Annotated in this window: 15 protein-coding genes; 6 read left to right on the top strand and 9 right to left on the bottom strand. The window is 72.1% G+C overall.

The features are described 5' to 3' along the window. Positions 1–17 precede the first annotated feature (17 nt). Complete coding sequence (locus tag QRN56_RS00560) at positions 18–434, top strand: DoxX family protein (protein ID WP_285100517.1); 417 nt, start codon at positions 18–20, stop codon at positions 432–434. Between the two features lie 9 nt (positions 435–443). Here the strand turns inward: QRN56_RS00560 and QRN56_RS00555 are convergent, their stop codons facing one another. Both QRN56_RS00555 and QRN56_RS00550 read right to left on the bottom strand, forming a co-directional pair. Then, the gene (locus QRN56_RS00555; RefSeq protein WP_285100516.1) at positions 444–1,166 is read right to left on the bottom strand and encodes a hypothetical protein; all 723 of its coding nucleotides are present in this window, start codon (positions 1,164–1,166) and stop codon (positions 444–446) included. A 59-nt stretch (positions 1,167–1,225) separates the two neighbouring features. Then, positions 1,226–4,501 (bottom strand): DEAD/DEAH box helicase, encoded by a 3,276-nt coding sequence (locus QRN56_RS00550; RefSeq protein ID WP_285100515.1) that lies wholly within the window; start codon positions 4,499–4,501, stop codon positions 1,226–1,228. Between the two features lie 96 nt (positions 4,502–4,597). On the opposite strand from QRN56_RS00550, the gene QRN56_RS00545 reads away from it, so the two are divergent. Continuing rightward, a complete protein-coding gene (locus QRN56_RS00545; protein ID WP_285100514.1) occupies positions 4,598–5,407 on the top strand; it encodes a hypothetical protein in 810 nt (269 codons plus the stop codon). Positions 5,408–5,415: 8 nt separating this feature from the next. Here the strand turns inward: QRN56_RS00545 and QRN56_RS00540 are convergent, their stop codons facing one another. After that, positions 5,416–5,820 carry a hypothetical protein gene (locus QRN56_RS00540; RefSeq protein ID WP_285100513.1) on the bottom strand — a complete coding sequence of 135 codons (405 nt, stop codon included), beginning with the start codon at positions 5,818–5,820 and terminating at the stop codon, positions 5,416–5,418. A 105-nt stretch (positions 5,821–5,925) separates the two neighbouring features. Continuing rightward, complete coding sequence (locus QRN56_RS00535) at positions 5,926–7,227, bottom strand: MFS transporter (protein ID WP_285100512.1); 1,302 nt, start codon at positions 7,225–7,227, stop codon at positions 5,926–5,928. A gap of 126 nt (positions 7,228–7,353) precedes the next feature. On the opposite strand from QRN56_RS00535, the gene QRN56_RS00530 reads away from it, so the two are divergent. Next, complete coding sequence (locus QRN56_RS00530) at positions 7,354–9,825, top strand: esterase-like activity of phytase family protein (RefSeq protein WP_285100511.1); 2,472 nt, start codon at positions 7,354–7,356, stop codon at positions 9,823–9,825. 91 nt (positions 9,826–9,916) lie between these two features. Here QRN56_RS00530 and QRN56_RS00525 read toward each other — a convergent pair whose 3' ends face one another. From QRN56_RS00525 to QRN56_RS00515, 3 genes are all read right to left on the bottom strand, one after another. Further along, complete coding sequence (locus QRN56_RS00525; RefSeq protein WP_285100510.1) at positions 9,917–11,356, bottom strand: alpha-amylase; 1,440 nt, start codon at positions 11,354–11,356, stop codon at positions 9,917–9,919. Positions 11,357–11,506: 150 nt separating this feature from the next. After that, a complete protein-coding gene (locus QRN56_RS00520; RefSeq protein WP_285100509.1) occupies positions 11,507–11,695 on the bottom strand; it encodes a PspC domain-containing protein in 189 nt (62 codons plus the stop codon). Positions 11,696–11,832: 137 nt separating this feature from the next. Further along, positions 11,833–12,030 carry a PspC domain-containing protein gene (locus tag QRN56_RS00515; RefSeq protein ID WP_285100508.1) on the bottom strand — a complete coding sequence of 66 codons (198 nt, stop codon included), beginning with the start codon at positions 12,028–12,030 and terminating at the stop codon, positions 11,833–11,835. A 214-nt stretch (positions 12,031–12,244) separates the two neighbouring features. Between QRN56_RS00515 and QRN56_RS00510 the strand changes: the two genes are divergently transcribed. Beyond that, positions 12,245–14,635 (top strand): hypothetical protein, encoded by a 2,391-nt coding sequence (locus QRN56_RS00510; protein WP_285100507.1) that lies wholly within the window; start codon positions 12,245–12,247, stop codon positions 14,633–14,635. Positions 14,636–14,696: 61 nt separating this feature from the next. Here QRN56_RS00510 and hrpA read toward each other — a convergent pair whose 3' ends face one another. Both hrpA and QRN56_RS00500 read right to left on the bottom strand, forming a co-directional pair. Beyond that, positions 14,697–19,340: an ATP-dependent RNA helicase HrpA gene (hrpA, locus tag QRN56_RS00505; protein WP_502928733.1), complete on the bottom strand. Its 4,644-nt coding sequence runs from the start codon at positions 19,338–19,340 to the stop codon at positions 14,697–14,699. A 112-nt stretch (positions 19,341–19,452) separates the two neighbouring features. Further along, on the bottom strand, positions 19,453–21,054 hold the full coding sequence (locus tag QRN56_RS00500; RefSeq protein ID WP_285100506.1) for a glycoside hydrolase family 76 protein: 1,602 nt from the start codon (positions 21,052–21,054) through the stop codon (positions 19,453–19,455). Positions 21,055–21,355: 301 nt separating this feature from the next. Between QRN56_RS00500 and QRN56_RS00495 the strand changes: the two genes are divergently transcribed. Further along, positions 21,356–21,814 (top strand): hypothetical protein, encoded by a 459-nt coding sequence (locus QRN56_RS00495; protein ID WP_285100505.1) that lies wholly within the window; start codon positions 21,356–21,358, stop codon positions 21,812–21,814. Beyond that, positions 21,811–22,398: a hypothetical protein gene (locus tag QRN56_RS00490; RefSeq protein WP_285100504.1), complete on the top strand. Its 588-nt coding sequence runs from the start codon at positions 21,811–21,813 to the stop codon at positions 22,396–22,398. Before QRN56_RS00495 ends, QRN56_RS00490 begins: the two co-directional genes overlap by 4 nt. The last annotated feature ends 23 nt before the right edge of the window (positions 22,399–22,421 follow it).

Raw genomic sequence — 22,421 nt, 5'->3', positions numbered from 1 at the left:
AGTCCAGGATGGACTCCATGGCATCCACCACCTCCGTCCTCCGCGGCATCGGCCAGGTAGCTCTCGGCGCTGCTCTCCTCACGGCCGGCATCGCTCACCTGACCACGGCCCGCAAGGAGTTCCAGGCCCAGGTACCCAGCTGGTTCCCGGCCGACCCCGACACCGTCGTGGTCGGGTCCGGCATCGTCGAGATCGGCCTTGGCACCGCCCTGGTGGCTACCTGGAAGCAGCCGGCCCGACGGCGGCTGGGAGCGCTGGCCGCCGCGTTCTTCGTCGCGGTCTTCCCCGGGAACGTGGCGCAGTACGCCGGGCGTCGGGACGGTTTCGGGCTGAACACCGACCGCAAGCGCGCGCTGCGGCTCCTCGGTCAGCCGGTGCTCGTCGCGTGGGCGCTCGCGTCGACCCGGAACCGTTCCACCAAGACCGCGAGCTGACCTCGGGCGTCAGACGCCCTGGAGCATTCCCACCTTGCTCGCGTAGTCGACCAGCTCGAACGTCGAGCCCGTCACCAGGGTCGCGCCGGCTGCCCGCGCCGCCTCCGCGACCGGCTCGACGTTCCCGTAGAGAACGAACGGCAGGTGAGCGTCCGCCGCGCGGACCTGGGCGAGAAGGCGGAGTCCGGCGTCAGACACGTCGACGCCGGACTCGTGCCGGCCCATGTCCGAGATCACCATGCCGTACCGGCGCCCGGCGAGGAGACGCATCGCTTCAGCCGTCGAGCGCGCGGTGTCGACCTCGGCACCATCGCGCCGCCATGATTCCGCGACCATCGCATTGTTCTCGGGGTGGTCGTCGACCCAGAGGATCGGGAGGTTAACGGGGACCGAGACCTGTCGCTCCTGCTCCTGCGACGTCGAGGCGGTCTCGTCGGGGCGCGGTGTCGCGCCCTGGAACTGCTCGATGGTCTCGGCCTCGGGGTTCGGCAGGACGCCGTCCAGCTGCCGCTTCAGCAGCGCCACCTCGTGCTGCAGATCGGTGATCATGTCCGACTGCTGGTCCGTCGCCTGCTTGAGGTTGAGCCGCTGTCCGCCGATCTCCAGCGTGACGTCGTCGGAGTTGCGCAGCTTCGACAGGAGCTGCCGGCCGAACACCAGCAGCACGACGATGACGAGCAGGGGCCACAGGAGGCTGGCGACAGCCCCGATCAGGTCGGCAACGGGAGTCACGGGGGCAAACGTACCGGCCAGGGACCGCCGGGCAGGACCGCTCGACGAGCAGCAGGGTCTCAGCCCTCCAGCAGCCCGCGGATGTCCTCCGCCCCCAGCGCGCCGGCGAACGCGCCGGCGTCGTCGCTCAGCACCGCGTCGAACAGCCGGGCCTTGCGCTCCTTGAGCGCCATCACCTTGTCCTCGATCGTGTTCTCGGAGACCAGCCGGAACACCATCACGTTCTGCGTCTGCCCGATGCGGTGCGTCCGGTCGATCGCCTGCGCCTCCGTGGCCGGGTTCCACCACGGATCGAGGAGGTAGACGTAGTCGGCCTCCGTCAGGTTCAGCCCGAACCCGCCGGCCTTGAGGCTGATCAGGAAGACCGGCGCCGACCCGTCCTTGAACCGGCCGATCACCTCCGGCCTCCGCCGGGTGGACCCGTCCAGGTACTCGTACGGGATCCCCAGCTCCTGGCACACCTCGGCCGCCTTGGTCAGGAACGACGTGAACTGGGAGAACACGAGCGCGCGGTGCCCCTCCGCCGCGACCTCCGCCAGCTGCTCGGCGAGCAGGTCCAGCTTGGCCGACCCGACACCCTCGTACTCCGGGTCCACCAGCGAGGCGTCCAACGCCAGGCGCCGCAGGGTCGTCAGCGCGCGGAACACCGCCACCCGGTTCTCGTCGAAGCTGTCCAGCAGACCCAGCAGGCGGGACCGCTCGCGCTGCAGGTGGGTGTCGTAGATCCGGCGGTGCCGGGGATCGAGGGTGACCCGGAGCACCTGCTCCTGCCGTTCAGGCAGCTCGGGCGCCACCTGGCTCTTGGTCCGGCGCAGCATGAGCGGCTTGATCCGACGGCGGAGCCGGTTCAGCAGCGGCCTCGAGTCGCCCTCGCCCGCGACCGGTTTGACGTAGTCCTCCCGGAACTTCATCGCCGAGCCGTACAGCCCCGGCGCGACGATCGCGAGCATCGCCCAGAGCTCCATGAGGTTGTTCTCCATGGGCGTGCCGGTGATGGCCAGCTTGAACGGCGTCCGCAGCCGGCGCGCCGACTCGTTGGCGCGCGTCTGGTGGTTCTTCGCGAACTGCGCCTCGTCGAGGATCAGGCCGCTCCACCCGACCTCGGCGAACGCGTCGAAGTCCAGCCGGAAGATCGCGTACGACGTCACGACGACGTCCGCCCCCGCGGCGACGTCCGCCACCGACGTGCCGGCCTTCCGCGCGGTCGTCGGGAGCGTCACCACCTTGAGGTCCGGCGTGAATCGCGCGGCCTCGGCGGCCCAGTTGCTCACCACCGACGCCGGCGCGACCACGAGGAACGGCGGCCGGTCACCCTCCTGGCGGGCCTGGGCGACGAAGGCGAGGGTCTGGATGGTCTTGCCCAGGCCCATGTCGTCGGCGAGGATCCCGCCCAGCCCGTGCCGCCACAGGAAGGTGAGCCACTCGAACCCGTGCTGCTGGTACGGCCGCAGCTCGGCCTTCAGCCCGACGGGCGGCGGCAGGGGCTCCGGCCCGTCGACGCCGTCGGCGGTCAGCGCGACCAGGTCGCTCACCGAGCGCCGCCACCGGTCGGACTGCTCGACGAAGTCGGCGACGTCCTCCAGCTCGGCCCACAGACCGGCGTTGAACCGGCTGATCCGCAGCTTGCCGGGCTGGTCGGAGAGCCGCTGTGCCTCCTCGATCAGGGCCCGGAGCTGCGCGAACACCGGCAGGTCGGTACGCAGCCAGGTGCCGTCGGTCAGCATGAACCGCTTCTGGTTGCGGGCCAGGGCGTCGAACAGCGACCCGAACGGGATATCGCGCCCGTTGACCGTGACAGTGACGCCCAGCTCGAACCAGTCCATGTCGCCGCTGTCGGTGGCCCGCATGCTGACGACGGGCGTGGCCTCCAGGCCGCGGTACTCGGGCAGCTCGTCGCTCTCCACCCGGACGTCCGGCAGGGTCCGGAGCACGGGCAGCACCATGGTGGCGAAGTCCATCGCCTGCAGCCCGCGGAACACCTCGGGCGCCACCCGGAAGTGGCCGAAGCCGGGCACCTCGCGCACCGCGGCCACGGCCCGGCCGAGGGTCGCGGCCTCCGCCGCGAGATCGCGCAGGTCGGAGCCCGGCTCCAGCGCCGTCGTCAGCGGGTACTCCTTGTCCGACGGCGGATAGGCCCACCGCCACGCCACCCGGACCTCCGCCGCCGAGACCGCCTCGACGGACACGACGAGCTCCGGGCGGGGGAGCTCCGGCAGCTCGACACCCGCGTCCGCCCGGACCCGAACCTCACGGCGCAGGAGCGGCAGGTAGTCCGCGAGGAACTCGTCGACCGCGTCGGCCGGGATCGCGACGTCGGCCAGGTGCACCGCGGCGCGCTCCTGGTCGGTGAGCGGCGCCGCCGTCGGGCCCAGGGTGATGGTGCGTCCCGAGGAGGACTCCTCCACCGCGAACAGCCCGTGGTGGCCGAGCGGACCGACCGCTGCCGTGCCCGTGACCACGCCGTCGAAGGCGACGGTGCGCTCGAGGCGCGCGCCGCCGCCGGGCAGGGAGAGGTCCAGCGCGACGGACGCCTCGTGGGCCAGGCGCACCGACTCCCGCCTCGACTTGCCGACGAGCTCGATCCCGAGCTCTGCGGCGTCGGCGAGGTGGTGCCAGAACGGGCGGGGCAGCACGTCGTCCAGGCTGATCCAGTCGCCCGTGCTGAGGTACCCGTAGCCGCGCGGGCTCGTGGCGCGGAGGGCGTCGAGCGTGGTGAACCACTCGCGGACGGCGGGGTCGACGCCGCGGAGGAAACCGTTGCGTATGTAGCTCCACGAGGCGTTGCCGCCGACCCACGCTCCCCGGTCGTTGCGCTGCACCGGCCGCATCGACAGGGACAGGGTGTGTGCGGCGGCGGAACCGTCGATCCGGAGCTGCAGCGCCAGCGTGGTCTCCGCGTCGGTCGCCGAAGAACCTGCTGGTACCACCACCGGGGCCGCCGGCACGAGCTGTTGGACGATGGCCTTCCATTCCGGGACCTGCGGGGCCCGGCTCAGCGACGAGGCGGGCCGGACCATCGAGGCCAGACCGTCCGTCCCGGACTCGAGGAGCGTCGCCGCCACGTGCTTGCAGGCGGACCGGACCGGGCAGGTGCAGTCCGAGCCGACGACGACAGGCGGACCGGGCGGGTCTGCCTTGAACTCGACGGAGCACGAGTACGTGCTGCGGCCGCTGCCGCGCACCCACGAGATGAGCAGCAGGTCGTCCGGCAGCCACTCCCACGAGATGACCCGGCCCTGCTGCTGGTAGTCCTCGCCACGCTGGAACGCGCCGCTGCCCACCAGCAGCCTGATGGCCGCGGGGAGGATGCGCGGGGCGGGGATCGGCGTGGGCACCCGTCCATGGTTCCACGGCGCACGGACCACCAGGCCGAGTTATCCACAGCGTGCCGCACATCACGGAGTGTCAGTGGTCTCTGGGAAGGTGTCCGCATGAACCCCTTGCCCGACGCCGGCCGACGGCCCGCCGCGCTCAGCATCCTCGCGCTCACCGTCGCGGCGTGGACGGCCGTGCCGCTGCGCCTGGTGCTGCCCGGCACCGAGCTCGACCTCGGGTTCACCCTGAACAACACGGTCTTCGTCGTGGAGAACGCGGCGACGGCCGGGACGGTCCTGCTGGCGCTGGGATCGGCGGCGCTCCGGGCCTGGCGGCTCCTGGTCGGAGCTGTGGTCGTGGTCGGTGCGCACCTGCTGCTCCAGATGGGCACGGCGGTGGTGCAGCTCGTGCTCGGCGCCCGGCCCGACCTGATCCTGGGCACCCTGGCCGAGATCTTCGTGCTGCTCGTGGTAGCGACGGGGGTGCTGCTCGCCCTGCTCCTGCGCGACCCGCGGACGGCTCGCCGGGCCGGCGTGGTCGTCGTCCTGGTCGGGGCCGTCATCCACACCCTGTGGACGAGCGTGCTGCTCCCGGTCGTCTCGGTACTTTCCTACGGGAGCCTGCTGCCGGGGATGGTCGGTTCGCTGCTCCTGGGCGCGGCGCTGGGCCTGCTCGTCGTCGCGGCCGCCGCGCTGTGCGGATGGGCGTCGCCGACGACGCGGCGGATCGGTGCGCTGCTGGCGGCGGTGGTCGCCGTGCTCGGCCTCCTGGCCGCTGCCGGCTCCTTCGGCGTGCTGGGCGCCGGGTATGCCGTGGTGCAGATCCTGCAGGGGGTGCTGATGCTGGCCGCCGTGCCGTGCGCCGTCGTCGCGGCCCGGCGCCTGGCGGTGGCCGTTACCCCTGATCCGGCCACCGTCGAGGCATAGAACGTGTACTACTTCGCGGAGCTGACCCTGATCTCTTCCAGCGCCACGACCTCAAGGATCTGCTTGACGATGATCGGACCGACCGACTCCCACGAGAGCATCTCGGCGATCACCATGTACGACAGATCGTCCCCGGTGAAGCAGCCGCCGCGGTGCAGCGCGTTGAGCAACCGGTGCTTGGGCCAGGTCAGGTCGTCGAGCCGCTCGACCCGCCGCACTGCGGGGTAGAGCCGGCCGACGGGGAGCGGCTTGAGCCGCGTCACCGCGGCGTCCGCCAGGCGTGCGACGCCGACATCGGTCTTGTCGTCGACCTTGCCGACGTACCAAGCGTCGTCTTCGGCCATGACCTCACGGAACCAGGGGAACACCTCTCCCCAGGTTGGCGTCGGTGTGACGGCGGGTGCGTCGGACATGAACTAGAACCTCCAGTCCCTGTAGGTAACTAGTCTCAATCCTTGCACCGTTCGACCGGCAAAACAGGCATGTTCGCCTCAAAAGACCGGACCTCATCCACAAATTCACCCGCTTACCGGTTGCCGCACCAGCGCCGCCGTGCGAGTGCCGCGCATCCCGAACAGGAGCGCGGCCGCGACGTACCCCAGGGAGAGAGCGACGAAGAGCCCGGGCGACCATCCGGCGTCGGGCACGAGGAAGGCCGCGAGGGCAGCGGCACCCACGAAGGCGGCGTTGTAGAGCACGTCGTAGAAGGCGAACGCGCGGCCGCGGAAGGCGTCCTCGGAGTCGCGCTGCACGATGGTGTCGACGGCGATCTTGGCACCCTGCGCCGCAAGGCCGAGCAGCCCGGCGGCGGTGATCACCGTGGCGAAACCCGGCTCGGGCACGAGGACGAGCTGCGACAAGCCCGCGACCAGGAGCATCACGGCGATCCAGGACTGCGGGGCCATGCGCCGGGCCAGCACGGCGGTGAGCAGGATCGCGAGCCCGCCCCCGACGCCGGTCGCGGCGATCACGGTCGCGAAGGTCGCGAGGCCGGCGGTCGGGTCGCCGGGGTCGGCGAGCAGGTTGCGGGACATCAGGATCGACGCGATGAACACCACCCCGTACAGGAAGCGGTGCAGCGCCATGACGAGCAGCGCCTGGCCGGGGGTGCGGCGCGCGGCCAGGTAGCGGGCGCCGTCGACCAGGCCGCGGGCCACGACCACGATCTCGTTGCGGATTGAGCCGACGGCGGGCTCCACCGGACCCAGCAGCGTGCGGGACATCCGCAGCCCGAGCAGCGAGGCGCACCCCATGACGACGCACGCGCAGGCCAGCGCGATCGCGTCGTGGACCCGGCCGGCCGGCATCGCGAGGCCGAGCAGAAAGCTCAGGCCGCCGCCGAGGAAGGCCGCACCCGCGCCGAGCGTCGGGGTGAGGGCGTTGGCCGTGAGCAGCAGGTCGCCCTGCACCACCCGCGGCAGACCCGCCGAGAGGCCGGCGAGCAGGAACCGGTTGACGCTCAGCGCGGCGAGGCCCAGCACGTAGATCGCCGGCGTGACGCCCTGCGTGAGCATGAGCACCGCCATCGTGCCGGTGATCAGCACACGCACCGCGTTGCCGTACACGAGGACCTGGCGTCGCTGCCACCGGTCCAGGAACACGCCGGCGAACGGGCCCACGATCGTGAACGGCGCCAGCATCACCGCGAACGCTCCGGCGATCGAGGACGCCGAACCCTGTGACTCCGGGCTGAAGAACAGGAGGTTGGCGAGCCCCACCTGGAACATGCCGTCGCCGGCCTGGGACACCAGGCGCACCGCGAACAGCTTGCGGAACCCGGGAAGGCGCAGCAGCGCACGTAGCTCGGCAAGGACGGTCACGCCGTCGAGCCTAACGGCGGGGCTCGGGTACCACCTGGTCCGGGCGTCCGGATGTTCACCTGCGCGACACCCGCGCGCCAGCCCGGCGTCCTCCCACCGACACCGCATCGCGCGACGGTGCCCAGCGTGTCCCTTCACCGCCGCCACGCGGCCTTCATCGCTTCCGGCGCGGTCCTCGCGCTCGGTCTGAGCACGTTCCCGGCCTTCGCCGCCGGCCAGCAGGTCTCGACGGGCGCCCGAACGAGCGGCGTCGACGCCGCCGGCTCCGGCCCGGCCTGGACCGGCACGACCGCATTCGGCCGGACCGGCGCACGCGAGACCTTCCACCGCCTCGCCACCTACCCCGTCTTCCAGAACGTCCCCGCGGGCACTGATCCCGCCGCCGCGACGGTCGCCGAGATCTCCGCGGTCAGCGAGGACGGCAGGACCCTCGTCCACACCGACGCCGCAGCGCGCCGCATCGGGTTCGTCGACATCAGCGACCCCGCGAAGCCGCGAGGGCTCGGCAGCCTGTCGCTCGCGGAGCTCGGCTCGGAGCACGACGAGCCGACGTCGGTCGCCGTCGTCGGGGATCACGTGCTCGTCGTGGTCGACAGCTCGACGTCGTTCACCGCGCCGTCCGGCCGCCTCGACGTCGTCGACCTCGCGACGCGCACCCTGGTGCGCTCGATCGACCTGGGCGGTCAGCCCGACTCGATCGCCGTGACGCACGACGGCGCCCATGCCGTCATCGCGATGGAGAACCAGCGCGACGAGGACGCCCTGCCCGACACGGGCGAGGGCGAGGAGGGCGACCTGCCGCAGGCCCCCGCCGGGTTCCTGCAGTTCGTCGACCTGCCGGGCACCGACCCCGCGGCCTGGCAGGTCCGGCCGGTCACGCTCGACCAGGCGGCGCTCGCGGCCGCGGGCCTGGACACCCCGCAGGACCCGGAGCCCGAGTACGTCTCGATCAACCCGTCCGACACCAAGGTCGCGGTGACGCTGCAGGAGAACAACGGCGTCGCCGTGCTCGACGTCGAGTCGGGCGAGCTCGAGAACGTGTTCTCGGCGGGCGAGGTCGCCCTCGAGGGCGTGGACTCCGAGGACGACGGGGCGATCGACCAGACCGGCTCGGTCGAGGCGGCACCGCGCGAGCCTGACGCGATCGGCTGGATCGACGACGAGCACGTCGCCACCGCGAACGAGGGCGACTGGAAGGGCGGGACGCGAGGCTGGTCGGTCTTCGAGGCTGCGACCGGCGACGTCGTCTGGGACGCGGGGACCTCCGTGGAGGAGCTCGCCGTTCGCGTCGGCCTGCACAACGAGGACCGCGCCGGCAAGAAGGGTGTGGAGATCGAGGGCCTCGCGGTCGCGACGCTCGATGGCGTCCGCTACGCGTTCGTCGGCTCCGAGCGGTCCAACTTCGTGGCCGTGTACGACGTGTCGCGGCCGGCCAAGCCGCGGTTCGTGCAGGTGCTGGCCACGACGAACGGCCCGGAGGGGATCCTGCCGGTCCCGTCGCGGAACCTGCTCGTCGTCTCCTCCGAGGAGGACGCGGCCGAGGACGGCGTCCGCGCCTCGGTCTCGCTGTTCGGCAAGGGCCAGCGGTACGCCCGACCCGCAGGCACAGCTCTGCTCGATGCCGCGGCTTTGCGGGGCTCGCAAGCTCACTCCTCAGCCGCGGGCTTCCCGTCGATCGTGTCCGCCGACGCGAAGACCTCCGAGGGTACGAGGAAGCCGATCGGCTGGACCGCGCTCGGTGCTCTCTCCGCCGACCCGGCCGCCCGCGACCGCCTGTGGACCGTGACCGACGCCGCGAAGTCGCCGACGTCGATCCTCTCCGTCAGGACCAAGGGCAGCCCCGCGGTGATCGACCGCGAGATCGTCGTCACCGAGAACGGCGAGCCGGTGGGCCTGGACGCCGAGGGCATCTGGGCACGGCCGACGATCCGCGGCAAGGCGGGCGGGTTCTGGCTCGGCGTCGAGGGAGCGACAGGGCCGGAGAACGCGCTGGTGCGCGTCTCGGCGTCGGGCCGCGTGCAGGAGCGCGTTAGCCTGCCCGACGACGTCGCCGCCGGCCTCGGCAAGTGGGGCATCGAGGGCGTGACCGGCATCGTGGACCGCGACGGGGAGCACCTGTTCGTCGCGCTGCAGCGGGGCCTGACCAGCGACGACGGCGTGGGCGGCTACGCCCGCATCGGGCGGTACGACGTCGCGACGGGGGAGTGGACCTGGTTCGGCTACGAGCTGTCCGAGCCGACGGCCGACGGCGACTGGGTGGGCCTGTCCGAGGTCACGGTCGTGGACCGGGACACGCTCGCCGTGATCGAGCGGGACAAGCTCAACGGCCCTGCGGCGCAGCTCAAGGCCGTGTACACGGTGGACCTGCCGAAGCGCGACCCGCGCCCGGGCACCGTCCCGGTGCTGCGCAAGAGGCTCGCGATCGACGTCCTGCCCGCGCTCCGCGCCACCAACGGCTGGACGCAGGAGAAGCTCGAGGGCCTGACGATCGGCGGTGACGGCCGCGTGTACGCGGTGACCGACAACGACGGCGTGCAGGACGCGACCGGCGAGACGGTGTTCCTCGACCTGGGCAGCGCCCGCAAGATCTTCCGCTGAGCCGTGATCGCTGAGTGCTGGGTTTTCGCCCTTCTGGCACACGAAAAAGGGCGAATATCCAGCACTCAGCGATCGTCGTGGGGTGTGGGGGTCAGCCGCGCGCGCCCACGTGGATCGCCAGCGCCCCGTACGCGGGGACCGAGGCCGTGAACCAGCCGCCCGAGTCGACGGTCCGCTTCACCGAGCAGTCCGACGCGGCGACGACGTCGCAGTACGTGCCGGCGGGCAGCGACGTCTGGAACGAGCGCTGCACGGCCGACGCGGTGTTGTTCAGCACCACGTAGCCCTTGGCGCCGCGGCCGTAGGAGACGAGGTTGCCGCCGTCGTCCCACCAGTTCGTGACCTCGGTGCCGGACACCTCGTTGTGGAAGCCGACCATGCCGCGCACCTCCGTCCAGCGCTGCGTGCAGGTCCACCGCCCGGAGCCGCAGGTCGCGTCGGGCACCGTGGTGTCGGTGGCGCCGGGCGCCCCGGCGTCGTTGTTCGAGAACTCGTAGCCCGAGTAGACCGTGGGCGAGCCGTACGGCCACGACAGCAGGAACGTGTTGGCCAGCACGTACTTGGCGCCCCACTTGTAGTTCATCGACTCGCCGTTGCGCTCGGTGTCGTGGTTGTCCACGAACACGCCCGCCCGGTCGTACGGCAGCTTGCCGTCGCCGATGAACCGCAGGTTCTTGATCTGCCCGTCGAAGTCACGCTTGAGCTGCCGGGCGTAGTCGAACTCGTGCGAGTCGCCGCTGCCCAGGTACTCGGACGGTTGAACCGGCTCGCCGGCCGCGCCGATCACCTCGTGCACCCAGAACACGTTCGGGTTGCCCATCCGCGCCTTGATCGCCGCGAGGTCCGACGCCGGGATGTGCTTCGCGGCGTCGATCCGGAACCCGTCGACGCCGAGGGACACGAGGTCGTCGAAGTAGGCGGCGAGCCGGCCCCGCACGTAGTCGGAGCCGGTGCGCAGGTCCTGGAGCGAGACCAGGCGGCAGTTCTGCACCTGGTAGCGGTCGGTGTAGTCCGAGATGTTGCTGCGGCAGTCGTTGAAGTCGGCCGCGCCGTACGTTCCGGCGAAGTTGTCGTCCGAGAACTGCGTGCCCGCCACGCCGGTGCCGGACTGGCCGGCACCCGCCATGTGGTTCACGACGGCGTCCGCGATCACGCCCACCCCGGCGGCGTCGCACGCGGCGACCATGCTCGCGAACTCGGCGCGCGTCCCCAGCTTCGACTCGATCCGGTAGCTCACCGGCTGGTACGACGTCCACCACTGCGAGCCGCGGATGTGCTCCATCGGCGGGGAGACCTGCACGTAGCCGAACCCGGCCGGGCCGATCACGTCCCTGCACTCCGTGGCGACCGAGTCCCAGGTCCACTGGAACAGGTTGAGGATGACGTCCCCGTCGCCGTGCTCCGGGGTCGCTGCCCGGGCCGGTTCGGCGGCGGGCGTGGCGGCGGTCGCGACCAGGCCCAGCGTGAGTGCGGTGGCGAACGTCGTCAGGGTGGCTAGCAGGCGGCGGGGCACGTTCGGATGGCGCGTCATGGCGGCTCCTTGCGGCGTCGTCCCGGCTGAGGCGCATGCGGCGTTGCACGGCCGTTTCCGGATCTTGCTGCAAGCCTTGCAGAAACGTACGACGACACGCCAGAGGCCCGGGTGAAAACCCGGGCCGGGCGTGTCGGGGTCTGAGCGGGGTCAGTCCTCGTTGGGCATGAGGATCCAGAACGCGATGTACGCGAGGAACTGCGGCCCGGGGATGAAGATCGAGGCGACGGCGAGGACCCGGACGAGCGTCGGGTCCCAGCCGAACCGGCGGGCGATGCCGGCGCAGACACCGGCGATCATGCGCCCCTGGCGCGGACGGGAGAGTGTCTGTGTGGTCATGTCTTCGACGGTACGTGGGGGCTCGGCCGCCGGGTATCCGGTGATCCCCCGGACCGTCCCTGAACCGGCCCTGGGAATCGTCGGGGTGGGCTGAGGGCCGTCGCGTGACCCGCGGAGCCTGGCTGTGCCCACGGCCGTCAAGCGGCCTGGCGCTCGTTCGGGATGACGGCCCAGCAGATGAGGTAGGCCAGGAACTGCGGGCCCGGGATGAGGATCGAGGCGACGGCGACGACCCGCACCACGGTGGGGTTCCAGTCGAATCGGCGGGCGATGCCGGCGCAGACGCCGCCGATCATGCGGCCCTGGCGGGGACGGTAGATGGTCTGTGTGCTCATGTTCTCGACGGTACGTGCGCCGCGGGCACGGCGACATCCGGGCTCACCCGGATCTTGCCCTGAGTGCCGGCGGAGATCCCCGCTGGTCGCTTCAGGGTGAACTTCCCGGAACTTCGTTGTTGTGGCGTTCGCGCTGGTCCTAGTCTCGGCGAGGCCCCCATCCATCTGTGCGGGGCCTTGGCGACCCCTGAGCGGTCCTTGGGAGGACTACGACTTGAACCCCCTTCGAGCCACGGCAGTCGCGAGCCGGGCACTGGCACTCCTGACGGGAGGCGCGCTCCTCGCCGGATTGATCACCGCTCCCGCGATCCCGGGAGCTGCCGCGACGGCCGAGCCGTCACCCTCCGCCACGGAACCGTCACCCGTCGCGTCGGAGCCGGCTCCGTCACTGTCGACCACGGTCAACGGCGAGGCCTGCGGCGACGAACCGGTCTGGCACTACGGCGACGGTACGTACCTCGTGGTCCGGTTCACCTCCACGTTCGACGCGCCCACGACGGCGACGTCCGTGCTCTACACGGTCGTGCGCCCGGACGACACCGACCTGGACCGCTTCCCCGCGCCGGTGGACGACGGTGTGGCCACCGGCAGGGATCGCATTCTGCGTCTGGTCAACGACACGGTCTACACCCTGGAGACGCGACTCCGCGGGGCGGACGGGGCCTGGGCGGAGGAGCCGGTGGCGTCGTGCGTCTTCGGCGTCCGTCAGCCGCCGGTCATCACGCGGGCGGTGCCCGTTCTCGGGGCTGACGCCGTGTACGTCCCCGGCGAGGCCCGCGGTGGTGTGGGTGTGGCCGGGCAGTACCTGATCGCCGCCACGCTCCAGGGCGGGGCAGTCGCCTACGAGTATGCCCTGACGGCTACCTCGAGCGGTCCCACGACCTGGGAGACCGTCACCGTGCCGGACACCGGTCCGACGACCGTCCCCGTGGTCCCGACGACGTCGGGCAGCCAGTACCTGCACCTGAGGGGGGTCGACCGGTACGGCGTACCCGGTCCGATTCTGCGGAAGAACATCCTGGTGGGCACGGCCGGCACCTCGAAGCCGGTACCGCCGGCGGTCGTCGTGTCCGCGGAGGAGTCGGTCGACGGTCGCGTCCCGCTGCGCGTCACATTGACGAACGACCTGGCGACCTGGCCGATGGGGGAGGTGGTGCTCCGTCACGGTGCCCAGGAGGTGGGCCGCGCGACGTTCGACGCCCAGTCCGAGATCGTCCTCGTGGAGCAGTCCCTGCTGGGTACGGGGTTCCAGGAGGTGACCGCCGACTACCGGCAGTTCGCGGGCGCCCTGAGGTCCGTCACGACGGCCCGGATCTGCGCGAAGGACTGCGCCTTCACCGGCGGCAAGGTGGCGATCACCGCACTTGGGGACGTGCGTCTGGACCCGAACCTCCTTGCTGAGGTGTCGGGGTTCTCGCCGAGGCCGACGAGTTACACGTATGAGTGGCTCCGGGCCGGCAAGGTGATCTCGTCCGGCGGGAGTGACGAGGACGCGCACTACCGCAGCCTGCCGCCCGACGAAGGACACACCTTGACCGCCCGGGTGACCGCCCACGGTCCGCGGATGACAGACAAGACGGTCACGGTCTCGGTCAAGATCGGCGACCGGCCCGATGCCGACGTCTGTGCCGGTGGCAAGCGCATCGGGGCGACGTGGCTGGGCGACTACCGGTACTGCACCACCAGCGGGGACGGCCTGGTCGGTGACCCGGGAAGCGGCCGTGCCCTCGAGATGCTGGTCGCCGAGCCGTGGCCCGGCCCGGGGTACGTCTACTCCACGTTCGGTGAGACCGACGACCCCAACGTCGCCTACTGGTTCGACCAGGAGGGCTACGTCCAGGGCCGCGGCTGGGAGGGGCTCAAGAAGAAGGACGACGTCTACTACGTCGGCAGCGTCGGGCAGAACCGTCGCCTTGAGGCATTCCGCATCAACGATGGTGGTCCGCTGGCCCCGTACTACGACGTCTGGTACCGCGCCTACGTGCCGAAGTACGGCTGGCTCGGCTGGGCGAAGAACGGTGAGAACTCGGGGACGACGGGCTTCGACTACCGGCTCGAGGCCGTCCAGGTCCGGGTCCTGCCCAAGGGCAAGGCACCCGCGACGTCGGGCACGGGGAACGCGCCCTTCTACGACAAGGCGACCCAGAACCAGGTGACCGTCCAGCCCTACCTGCGGCCCGCGGGCTGGAAGACGACTGTTCACGGCGGCTCGACCGCCGGGCTCACCAGCACCTCGCAGCGCCTGAACGCCGTGCGCGTCGACGTGAACGGCCAGCGGTACTCGGGCGGTGTCCAGGTGTCGGCGAAGGTCGAGGGCGACGGCTGGCGGTCCTGGGTGGGTGACACCAAGGTCGCGGGCACGTACCACCGGACCGACCGCACGTCCGCGTACAAGATGCGGCTCACCGGCGAGATGGCCAAGCAGTACGACATCTACTACCGCGTCCACGTGGCCGGCACCGGATGGCTCGGCTGGGCGAAGAACGGCGCGGGCGCCGGCACCGAGTCGTACAAGTACCGCAACACGGCGGTGCAGGTGGTGCTCGTCAAGAAGGGCGAGCGCCCGCTGATGAGCGCCTACGGCCGGGCGGCCTACAAGCGCTGAGCGCCGGACGACGGAGGGGCGGGGTGCGGACATCCGCACCCCGCCCCTCCGTCGTGGAGCCTCACCACCCGCCCGGCGCCAGCACCTTCCGGATCCGCTTCTCGCTGACCGGGCCGTCCGTGCCGAGCTGCTGCGCGAACAGCGAGACGCGCAGCTCCTCCAGCATCCAGCGCACCTCGGCGAGCTCGGCGGCGCGGGCGGCGTCGGGGGCGCCCGCGGCGTACGTGGCCTGCGCCTTCTCGTAGGCGGAGGTCACGTCGCCGATCCGCCAGGCGAGGTCCGAGTCGCGCGCCGGGCTCTCCGTCGCCTTGGTCAGCCGGTGCGAGTCCGCCCGCAGGTAGCGCGCCAGGTGCGGCAGCCGCCGCGGCGGCGTCGCCGATACGAACCCGTCGTGGATCAGGCTCGCGTGGTGCTCGCGGATGTCCTGCAGCGTGTTGAGCAGGGCGAGGCTGCCCGACGCGCGGACTTCCGCCTCGAGCGTCCGGCTCGCCGACAGCGCGGCGACCACGTGCCCGACGACGCGGTGCACCTCGTCCTCCAGGTGCCGCCGCACGAACGCGAGCGCGTCCGCGTACTGCGCCGCCGACCGCACCGAGGCGGCGTCCGGCCCGCCCGTGGGCGTGTCGTACCGCGCCTCGTCCGCCGGCGACGTCAGCGAGACGACGGCCGCGAGCTGCAGGTCCGCCACGAGCGCCTCGGTGCTCGGATACGGCGACGCCGCGAGCGTCAGCGACTGCGTCCCTGTCCAGCGCGACGTGATCCGCCCGGTCCCGAGCGCTGCTTCCGACACCAGAAGCCTGCGCACACCGGCGGCATGCGCGGAGGCCTGAGCGTTCTCGTCGGCCAGGATCCGCAACGCGACACCGACGGTCCGCGCCTGCCCCTTCACCTTGGGCGCGACCTCCTCGACGAGCGCCGGGAACCCCCGCACCACCACCCCGGCCCCCACATCGGTAGCCACCGACCCGGGCAACACCCCGCCGTCGGGCAGCCCTGAGGGCCACGAGGTCAGCCCACCCTGCTCCCCGACAACAACCCCGTCGACACCCCCGCCACCCACTCCACCGCGGGAGCCCCGAGCCCCCACCACAGAGGGCGACGCACCAACGGAGCCCGGAGAGGAAGAAGATCCTTGCGCGGACGTATCTGTTCCCGAAGTGGAGGGCCCCCTGGGGCCCGTGAACGCGTCCGCGCGAGGGTCTGCGTCGTCCGCGCCCGCTCCAGCCCTGGCCGAAGCAGCCCGAGCCTCCGCCAACGCCGCACCGACCGCACCCCGCACCGCCGACCGCACAGCAGCCTCCGCCCGAGACGCCAGCTTGCGCTGCAGCAGCACCAGATCCTTCGACTCGTCCAGCACCACAGCAGACGCCGACCGCCCCCGCCCGCGCTCCTCAACCACGCGGAACGTGACCCGGAGGTGCCGCGGCAGCCGTGAGACCCGCTCGTCGTCCCACACCTCGGGGGGCACCACGACGTCCCGCAGCGCGCGCACGGCCCGCGTGAACGCGACGGTGTACGGCTCCGCCATGTCGCCGGCCCGCGCGATGTCCTCCCAGGCAGGGGTCTCGGCGCGCAGCCAGGCGACGACGTCGCGCGCCACGTCGGGCGCCGGCACCAGCTCGCGCCGCACGGTCTTGGGCAGCGACTTGATGGTGGCGACCGTCAGCTCCTCGAGGAGCCCCGGCACCATCCAGTCGAACCCGTCCGGCACCACGCGGGCGAGCACGGCCACGGGGATGTGCACGGTGACGCCGTCGGCGTCGGACCCGGGCTGGAACTGGTAGGTGAGCGGCAGGGAGAGCTCGCCCTGCGGCCAGGTCTCCGGGAACTGCGCGGTGTCGACGGAGGCGTCGCCGACGAGCTGCTCCATGGTGAAGGTGAGCAGGTCCGGCGTCTCCTTGCGCGCCCGCGACCACCAGCGGTCGAAGTGCGCGGCGGATACGACCGAGTCGGGGACGCGCTCGTCATAGAAGGCGAAGAGGTCGTCCTCGTCCGCGACCAGGCCGCGCTGCCGGGAGCGGGCCTCGAGCTCGCCCGCCTCCTCCAGGAGGGCGCGGTTGTCGTGGAAGAACCGGTGGTGCGTGGTCCACTCGCCCTGCACGAGCGCGTGCCGCACGAACATCTCGCGTGCCGCCTCGGGGTCGACCTTCGCGTAGAGCACGCGACGGTCGGACACGATGGGCACCCCGTACAGCAGCACCTTCTCGGTGCACATCGCGGCGCCCTGCTTGGTGGACCAGTGCGGGTCGGAGTAGGTGCGCCTCGCCAGCGGCCCGGCGAGCTCCTCGGCCCACTCCGGCTGGATCCGTGCGACGTCACGCGCCCACAGGCGGCTGGTCTCCACCAGCTCGCCCGCCATGATCCACACCGGCGGCTTCTTGGACAGCGGCGACCCGGGGAAGATCGCGAACCGCGCCCCGCGGGCGCCGATGTACTCGTTGCGCGCCTGCTTCTTCGCCCGCTTCAGCGCGATCTCGCGCTGGGCTCCCCGCAGGTGCGCGACGGCGGAGGCCTTGACCTCCCCGGTGTCCTGCATGCCGAGCTGCGACAGGAGCCCGGCCAGCAGCGACCGATGGATGGTGTCGTCGTCCCAGGTCTGCCGGTACGACGCCGGCGCGGGCTCGACCGCATCCTCCGCCGATTCCGGTGGCGCGGCATCGGTCGGACGCCGGTGCCGGGGCTGGAACGACATCTCGATGCCCAGCGGCTTGGCCATCTCGCGGAGCTGCGCCACGACGTCCTGCCACTCGCGGATGCGCAGGAAGTTCAGGTACTCGGCCTTGCACTGCCGCCGGAACGCGGAGCTGGACAGCAGGTGCTGCTGCTCCCGCACGTACTCCCAGAGGTTGAGATAGGTGAGGAAGTCGGAGCGCGGGTCGGCGAACCGGGCGTGCAGCTGGTCCGCCTGCGCGCGCTGCTCGGCGGGGCGCTCGCGGGGGTCCTGGATCGAGAGCGCGGCCGCGACGATCGCGACCTCGCGGGCGACGCCGTGCCGCGATCCCTCGATGACCATGCGCGCCAGGCGCGGGTCCATCGGGAGCTGCGCGAGCGTGCGGCCCACCTCGGTGAGCTGTGTGATGCTGCTGCCGCCAGGGCCGCCGTCGGCGATCACTTCCAGCGCGCCCAGCTCGGTGAGGAGCTGCACGCCGTCGCGGATCGCGCGCGTGTCCGGCGGCTCGACGAAGGGGAACCGGGCGACGTCGTCGGGCGTGCTGACCACGCCGACCGAGATCATCTGCAGCAGCACGGACGCCAGGGAGGTGCGCAGGATCTCGGGCTCGGTGAACTCCGGCCGCCCGTCGAAGTCCTCCTCGGAGTAGAGGCGGATCGCGATGCCGTCGGCGACACGGCCGGAGCGGCCGCTGCGCTGGTTGGCGGACGCCTGCGACACTGGCTCGATGGGCAGCCGCTGCACCTTGGTCTGCTTGGAGTAGCGGCTGATGCGCGCGGTGCCGGGGTCCACGACGTAGTGGATGCCCGGGACGGTCAGCGACGTCTCCGCGACGTTGGTGGCCAGCACGATGCGCCGCGAGGCGTGCTGCTGGAAGACCCGGTGCTGCTCCGCGCTCGACAGCCGCGCGTACAGCGGCAGGATCTCGACGTGCTGCGGGTGCTTCGGGTCGCGCGCGCGTTCCTTGAGGTGGCCGGCGAGGCCGTCGGCGGCGTCGTGGATCTCGCGTTCGCCGGAGAGGAACACGAGGATGTCGCCGCTGCCCTCCCGCATCAGCTCGTCGCAGGCCTCGATGATGCCGGTGACGAGGTCCTTCTCGTCCTCACCGCGCGCCTTGCCCTTCTTCCTGGGGCCGCCCGAGTCGCGGGCCGACGACGGCCGGTCGCCGTCCGTACCCGGCTCACCCTCGTCCGGCGAGAGCGGCCGGTACCGGATCTCGACCGGGAACGTGCGGCCGGACACCTCGACGATCGGGGCGAGGTCCGGCAGCACGTCGGTGACGTACTCGGGCGCGCCGCCCCGCGCGGCCAGGGCCGCGGGGGAGAAGTGGCCGGCGAACCGCTCGGAGTCGATGGTGGCCGACGTGATGATCAGCTTGAGGTCGGGCCGCTGGGGCAGGAGCCGCGAGAGGTAGCCGAGCAGGAAGTCGATGTTGAGGGACCGCTCGTGCGCCTCGTCGATGATGATCGTGTCGTAGGCGAGCAGCTGCGGGTCGCGCTGGATCTGGGCGAGCAGGATGCCGTCGGTCATGACCTTGACCAGCGTCTCGTCGCTGGACTGGTCGGTGAACCGCACCTGGTAGCCCACGACGCCGCCGAGCTGCGTGCCGAGCTCCTCGGCGATGCGCTCCGCGACGGTGCGCGCGGCCAGGCGGCGGGGCTGGGTGTGGCCGATCTGGCCCGTCCGGCCGCGCCCCAGCTCCAGCGCGATCTTGGGGATCTGCGTGGTCTTGCCCGAGCCGGTCTCGCCCGCGACGATCACGACCTGGTTGTCCCGGATCGCCGCGGCGATGTCCTCGCGCCGGGCCGAGACGGGCAGCTGTGCCGGGTAGGTGATGGGCGGCATCTCGACGGCGGCGCGCTTGGCGGCCGCTGCCTCGAGCTGCGCGGCGGTGACGCGCTGCGGCCCGGCGCGGCGCGGTCGGCGGTTCTGGTTGTCCGTCCGCCTGCCCGGGCCGCGCCGACGGTTCCGGCCTCCGCCCGGGCGACCGTGATCGCCGTCGGACACGGGGGTGGAGGAGGGCTCGGTACTCACAACGCCCCATTCTCCCAGGAACGGCAAGATGATTTGCCGCGCGCTCCCGCCGGAGTCCCTGCCACGTCAGACGTACAGGTCACAGGGGTGACCTGTACGTCTGACACGAGGTCTAGCCGGCCTCCGCCGCGTTCAGCAGGTCCAGCGCCCCGTGCTGGCAGCCGTGCCCCGACGCGGGCCGGACGAGCGGCCCGGCCCAGTGCGGGCCGTACATGCCGAGCGCGTCGCGGTCGTTGCCGTACGCGGCGTCGGCCTGCCGGTCGAGGTACGCGCCGTACGGACGGTCGGCCAGGTAGGCGTTGAGCTTGCCCAGGCCGCGCACGTAGGCGCCCTTGAAGGAGGCGCCGTCGCTGTGACAGTCGTCGCCCTCGTTCACCTCCCGGAGGATCCCGCCGGGGTTGAGGTACGAGGACGTGGTCGAGGCGTCGGCCAGGTCGCGGGCGGTCTCCAGCAGCGCCGCGTCGCCGGTGGCCCGGTGCAGCTCGGCCAGGGCCCCGAGGATCACGCCCTGGTTGTAGGTCCACGTGGGTTCGCCGTTGTTCACGCAGGAGTCGTTCAGCCCGTCGTTGACCAGGTTGCCGGAGTTGATCATGCCGCTGGCCTCGAACCAGTCCCAGCCCTCCTGCGCCCGCTGCAGGTAGGCGGTGTCGCCGGGGATGCGGTTGTGCAGCGCCGCGTTGAGCTGCACGTACAGCTCGTTGGTGATGGCGTTCTTGTACGCGATGCCCGTGTTCCACTGGACGCCGCCCCCGCACGTGCTCGTCCAGTACGCCCGCATGTGGTCGGCGTCGGCGCGAGCGGTGCTCAGGTACCGGCTGTCGCCCGTGAGGTCGTAGGCGGCGACCCAGGCGAGGCCCCACCAGCCGGTGTCGTCCAGGTACTCGTTGCGGAACTGGCCGTCGCGCGCGTTCACGTTCTTGTCGTAGGTCTGCGCGATCGCGTACCGGTAGCTGTTCATCCCGCTGATCCGGGCGTTGTCGATGACGGCGGTCAGCGCGGTGGCACCCGTCCACCAGCCGTTGGTCTCGAACAGGCCCGTGTTCCGGTCCCAGAGCATCATCAGCGCGGTGGCGGCCTGCGTGGACCGGCTCCACGCGTTGCGGTCGTTGCGGGCCCAGGCCGTGCAGGCGATCTCGGCGCGGTCGCCCGCCTTGCCGCAGGCACGCAGCGCGCCGACGCCGGTGTTGTTCCAGTCGTCGACGTTGTACATCTGCGTGCGCCAGCCCGTCGAGCCGCCCGGGACAGTCGTGGCGCCGAGCCGGCTGCCGGACGCCCAGGTCTTTCCGCCGTCGAACGACCGGTCCAGCCACACCTCGTCGCCGGGCTGGCCGCCCTCGATCGAGCCCCAGCCCATGACGTCCGGGTCCGAGACGTGCAGCCGGAGAGTCCGGCCGTGGATCGTGGCGGTCACGGGCACGCGGTCGCCGGTCGCGGACGCGGGGTCCCTGGCGTCGCAGTAGATGTCGCAGATCTCGGCGAGCTGCGCGGCCCGGGTGGTCGCCGGCCGGGTGGTCGCGGCCTGTGCGGTCACGGGTGCGGACGTCGTCGCGGCGTCGGCCTCGGCGGGGGGAGCGGGGGCGAGCGGCACTGCCAGCAGGCAGGCCGCGGCGAGGGCCGCGGCGAGGCTGTTGGCCCGCCGCCCGGGCGGTACGCCGGGGTTTCTCCTGATGCGTCGGTGCGTGCGGTTCGAGGGCGTCTCTGACAGCGTTGTCATCGGTTCTCCCTGTGCTCGTACTTCGTCCGTCGATGGAGAGTGGAGCAGTGCGAACGCGGCCCGCGGGCCGCGGCCCGACCAGACTCACGGCAAGGGGATGATCCGTCAACAGCCCCCGGGCCGCCGATGGCACCGGTCCGGTGCCGCGGGCATCCGGCGTCCGATGGGGATCGCTCCCCATGTCGCCCCGGTCGCCCGCCGCCTAGGCTGCCGAAAATCCCTGTGACGTGCGGGGACGCCGGAGAGGAAGCTGGATGGCAGAGCAGCGCGGGGTCGACGACGGCACGGCGGAGGGCACCCGGTGAGCCCGGAGGCCATCGCCCGCTCGGTCCAGCGGCTGAACGCCGCCGGCGTCGGCTGGCCCACGACGCGGCGCGTCGCCATCACCGTGCGGCTGGCCGGGCTCGCCGACGTCATAGCGCTCGGCGAGGCGGTGGTGAAGGGCCCGACGGCGGCCCGTGCCGCGGTCGGGCACGTGCTGCGTACGGCGGGCCAGGAGGCCGACCCGGCCGCCGCGCTCCGCGAGATCGCCAAGATCCAGCGGGTCCTGTCGGTGATGGGGCCGCTCGTGCCGGCCGGAACCGGGGAGCGGGCGCCAGGCCCCGCGCCGGTGCGGTCCGAGGCGGGAGCCGGCACCGAGGAACCGGTCGAGCCCTCCGGCCCCGACCGGCCGACGGGGCCACGCCCCCTGCCGGTCCGCCCGGTGCGCACGTCCGACGCGACCGGCCAGGCCCGGTCCGCGGCCGAAGGCCCGGCGTGAGCCTCGGCGAGCTCGTCGACCTGTGCGAGCACCGGATCGACGAGCTGAGTCGCCGGCGCCAGGGCTTCGAGCACCTGGACGTCCCGGAGTACGTCGAGATCCTGGTCGGCGACCTGCGCGTCGCGGCGTCCGACTGGGAGCCGGCCGTCGGCCACCTGCCCGGCGGGAGCCCCGCGGAGGTCCGCGGCCGCGCGCGGGCCGTCCGCGACGCCGCGACGAGCCTGCGGACCATGGGCACCGCCCTGCGCGGTCGCGCCGGCACGGTCTCCGGGACGCGCGGCCTCGACGCCGTGGCCGACACCTTCGACGGGTACGCGGCGGCCCTGGAGTCCGGCCGGACGCTCCACACCACCGGTGTCGCCCGCCTGCGGGTCGCCCGGCACCTGGCCGCCGGGCTCTCCTCGGTCGGCGGGAGCGCCGAACCCGACGAGGTCGACGCGCTGTCCCGGTCGGCCATCGCCGTCGTCGACGCCGCCTGCGCCGGGTACGCCGCGTGCCGGGACGCCTACCAGGCCGTGCTCGACGCCGAGGAGGTGCTGCGCCGCGCCCTCGCCCACCTGCCGGGCGCCCAGGTCACACGGTGACCTGGGCGCCCGACGGCGCGGGA

It is taken from the genome of Promicromonospora sp. MEB111 (assembly GCF_030209445.1).
Taxonomy (GTDB): Bacteria; Actinomycetota; Actinomycetes; order Actinomycetales; family Cellulomonadaceae; genus Promicromonospora.
The sequence above is the reverse complement of the archived record's forward strand: the minus strand, read 5'-3'. Positions and strand labels throughout refer to the sequence as shown.

Coding starts and splice junctions, on each gene's coding strand:
- QRN56_RS00560 (WP_285100517.1), top strand. CDS start 18: ATGGCATCCACCACCTCCGTCCTCCGCGGCATCGGCCAGGTAGCTCTC.
- QRN56_RS00545 (WP_285100514.1), top strand. CDS start 4,598: ATGAACCCCTTGCCCGACGCCGGCCGACGGCCCGCCGCGCTCAGCATC.
- QRN56_RS00540 (WP_285100513.1), bottom strand. CDS start 5,820: ATGTCCGACGCACCCGCCGTCACACCGACGCCAACCTGGGGAGAGGTG.
- QRN56_RS00525 (WP_285100510.1), bottom strand. CDS start 11,356: ATGACGCGCCATCCGAACGTGCCCCGCCGCCTGCTAGCCACCCTGACG.
- QRN56_RS00520 (WP_285100509.1), bottom strand. CDS start 11,695: ATGACCACACAGACACTCTCCCGTCCGCGCCAGGGGCGCATGATCGCC.
- QRN56_RS00515 (WP_285100508.1), bottom strand. CDS start 12,030: ATGAGCACACAGACCATCTACCGTCCCCGCCAGGGCCGCATGATCGGC.
- QRN56_RS00500 (WP_285100506.1), bottom strand. CDS start 21,054: ATGACAACGCTGTCAGAGACGCCCTCGAACCGCACGCACCGACGCATC.